The sequence below is a fragment of the Bartonella sp. AP331QHHD genome, from assembly GCF_042195905.1.
In the GTDB taxonomy this organism is placed as follows: Bacteria; Pseudomonadota; Alphaproteobacteria; order Rhizobiales; family Rhizobiaceae; genus Bartonella.
This window is the reverse complement of the sequence record NZ_JBHIPG010000038.1, coordinates 1-4,027: the sequence shown is the minus strand read 5'-3', so window position 1 is coordinate 4,027 and position 4,027 is coordinate 1. Positions and strand designations below refer to the sequence as shown.

At 46.3% G+C, this 4,027-nt stretch carries 1 pseudogene; it reads left to right on the top strand.

The features are described from left to right. Positions 1-4,027, top strand: a pseudogene (locus tag ACFIMS_RS04965) (hemagglutinin repeat-containing protein); the annotation flags it as partial.

Below are 4,027 nucleotides of genomic sequence, written 5' to 3'. Positions count from 1 at the left end.
AAAGACCAAAGGGTTCTGATCAACTCAGTGATGGGATGTTATATCAAGATGGTCCCAACCTTTGGGGAAAGGGGCACGAACATCAAAGTCATACCGGACCTTTTAAAGGGCACGTAAAAATTTTCTTGGATGTTCCTCTTTGGTCGAGCAAAGAAGAAACCTATGGCACCGCAATTTCAAGCGATGGAACAGTCTATAAGGCTTTTACTTGGGAATTTAAGCCTGTCTATGATCAAAAGTCCGTAAAACGCTACCAATGGAATGGTTCTCGGCGGAAGGGAGGATGGTTTGGGTCAATAAACGAAGACTGGTCACATATGACAGAAAAGACTGTCACACAAGCATTTTCTCATAAACCAACTGTTTCGGGGGTAATACAATCTAGTGGCAATCTCATCATTAACGCTGATACCATTGACAACCATTATAGCTCTATGAGAGCAGGGGGAAATGCCGATATCCACGCCAATGTGCTGACCAATTTGGGGGCAACAGCTTATAAAAACACTTATCTGGGTTGTCAGGCTTATACAGACAGTTGTTATGGTTATAAAGCTGATGGAAGCCGCGATGTTTCTTTAGATATAGCCAATGGCAAGGATCGCCAAACTGGTTCAGAAGCTCTTGATGCAGCTCCTGGTCTTGTCCAAGCGGGCGGCACTTTAAATCTGGTGGTCGATCAACTCAATAACACGGCAGCGGAAGGTTCGATTACAGGGGATGCGCATTTTAAAGCACAAGCAGCTGAACGTAAACCACTGGAGTCCTTAAGTGGTTTAACCGGGGTTGATGCTCTCTTTACACCAAAAGTGGATCTCAATAATGCAGGGGAACTTGCTGAGGGGCTTCCTTTACCAAAGCCCCAATCGGGTGGGGTTGGGGGCACACTGCCCAATCAAAATTTCATTTATGAAACGCGGGCAGAATTCCTTGATGTCGGCAAATTTTATGGCTCAGCCTATTATTTGAACAGAATTGGCTACAATCCTGATCGGGAGATTTTTTTCTTAGGCGATGCTTATTTCGAAAAGGAATTGATTGAAAAACAAATGCGTGATCTTGTTGGTCAAGGGTTGGGCAAAGGTTCCTTTATTCCTGGAAGTGATGCCATTGAACAAGTCAAAACCTTGCTGGATGTCGGGGCAGAATATGCAAAAGCCCACAATCTCCCCTTTGGTGAGGCTTTGAGTGAAGAACAATTGGCATCCCTAGAAGCCCCGATGGTGATTTATGTGCGCCAACAGGTCAAGGGCATGGATGTTTATGCTCCGGTGCTTTACATCCCCGAAAAAGACAGAGCCTCCTTTGTTTCTGCTGGGGCTTTGATCATGGGCGATGATGTCAATATCACCAGCCAGAATACCAGCAATTCCACGATAACCAATTCAGGGCGTATTGCGGCAAACCACCAATTGCATGTGCATGGCGGGGATATCTTAAGTCAAGGAGGGCATTTTGCGGCGGGTGGTGATGCTGTTATCCTTGCGGAGAAGAATATTCGTTTAGATGCAGGGCGCACAACGGTTGACGGCGTGGAGACAGTATTAAACACCGAGGCGCTTTCTGCTGGGGGCAATGCGAGCGTAATTGCCAAACAAAATATCACCGCCTCCGGGGTGGGGATCACCACCGGAGGTGATCTTGCCATGGCTACAGAACAAGGCAACTTGACGATCGGTTCAGCAGAAACTCATTACCATGATGAACACGGTGATGCCACCATGCATCATAAATCAGAAGTCAACTCTGGAGGCTCAACGACACTTGCCTCTGGAAAAGATTTGAATATTTTAGGCTCTGATGTTCAAGCAACGGATAAACTTCTCTTGCAGGCTGAGAGGAATGTTTCGATTGATGCCACACGCAACAGTATGGACAATCAGAGNCAACGGATAAACTTCTCTTGCAGGCTGAGAGGAATGTTTCGATTGATGCCACACGCAACAGTATGGACAATCAGAGTGGGAGTGAAACATCTCATGTTGCTTTACACAATGGCTCTCATTTAAGTTCTGGAAAAGAGACCACTGTTCTCTCTGGAAAAGATATCCATATGGCTGCTTCCGATATAGATGCCAAGGGTAATATTGCTCTTGGCGCCCAAGGGGAGGTAACAATAGGGGTAAGAAACGATGAGATGGAGTATCATCTTCGCACCAAAAACACGAAAGTGGACATGCAAGCCTCTCATGCCGTTGGCTCTTCGATAAAATCGGGAGGTGATACCACTGTTGTTGCAGGGCAGGATGGCAAACCGCATGATCTTAGCATTACAGGTAGTTCCATTGCTGCTGAGGGCAAGGTGGGGCTGAAAGCCAGCAACGATATTCTCATCAATAATGCAGAGGATAGCTTACATTATGAGATGTCGTACCATAAAGACGGTGGAGCATTTAGTAGCAGCAAATCTGAGCATAACAAGATGGATGTGAGCCAAGTTGTGGGGTCAAGCATAACAGGGGGTGAAGGCATTGCCATTGACTCAGGAAACAACACGGAAGTTGTCGCCTCGACGCTCATAGCCGGTAAGGCAGAGGAAACGTCAGGAGAGAAAGCACCAGAAGAACAGAAACAAGCGGATATTACCATTCACTCTGGGGGAAAGATTGTCATAAAAGGTGCCCAAGAACACTTGGACCAGCAAGCACAATCGTCATCAAGTGGCTTTTTGCATGAGGAATCGTCCGATACATCTCAATCGCATACCACAACGGTCTCCTCTATCCTTGGGGCAACGGGAAACATCGTGTTAGACGCACAAGGAGAAGCCAAGATTTCTGCTTCTCATCTGCTTTCCGGTCAAGATATCAATGTGAGCGGAGAAAATGTGACGATTGATGGCATGACAGACCATCATAAAAGCCATTCAGAGACCCATGAAACGGGTTTTGGTGTGGGATCAGGCAAGGGCTTTGTGTCGATATACGGGAGTGAGGGAAAGACAGAAAATGAAGAGAGTTTTGAGCATCAAGGTTCTTCTCTCAATGCGGATGGTACGATCAACATCACTGCCAAGAAAAAAGATGTGACAATTGTTGGCTCTGATCTTGCAGGTGAGAATATTAATCTTTCGGCCGCCCATGATGTGAATGTTTCACCTGGTCATAATAGCCATTCCTCAAGCTCAAAGGAAGAACGTACAGGCTTTGGCATTCAGTTTGAAAAGAGCAACAGCGGTGCTTCTGTAGGTGTTGGAATTGCAAGCGCCAAAGATACGGGCGATCAATGGGAAACCACTTCCACACAATCACACATCACGGCACGCCAAGATGTGCAGATCAATGGTGGCAATGATGTGAATTTACAAGCAACCATTGTTTCGGCGGATCGTGATGTCAACATGGATGCCGGCAATAATATCACCCTATCAGAAAGCTATGATACCTCTAACGCAAAAGAAAAGCATGAAAAGTCTTTTGCTGGTGTGACAACTTCCGTTGATATCGGTGTCCTTGGCACGGTACAAGGACTAAAAGATGCCGCAGATCACATGAATAATAAGGATGGTAACAATACAGTTATTAATGGCATACTGACTGGCATGAAAATCAGTCATCTTTATAGTAAAGGCAAAACCTTTGTTAATTGGCTGACTGGCAATACGGGGGAAAAGGGGAACGTAACCAAAGGACTGAGTAGCTCATTAGGAGGATTGGGGGGCTCCACCAAGGATGCTCTTGCCAATCTGGCTGGCGCATCTGGCAGTGTAACCGTGGGCTTTAAAACTGAGAAAACAGAAGCCTCTTCTCAAGTCTCCACAGCGGTGACAGATAGCATAGAAGGCGGACGCGCTGTTAACATGCAAGCCCACAAAGGCAGCATTCATGGTGTTGGCGCTGATATTATCGCTGGTACCAATCCAATCTATGTGCTGGAAAATGATGCACAGAGCGGAAAGATCACCATGGAAGCAGGTAAAGATATCATCTTTGAAAGTGCACAAAACACGCAAAGCACACAAAACAGCAGTGAAAGTGCTTCAATGAGTGTTGGCACCGGTTATGGCACGGGTGGCGCAGGGGCAACG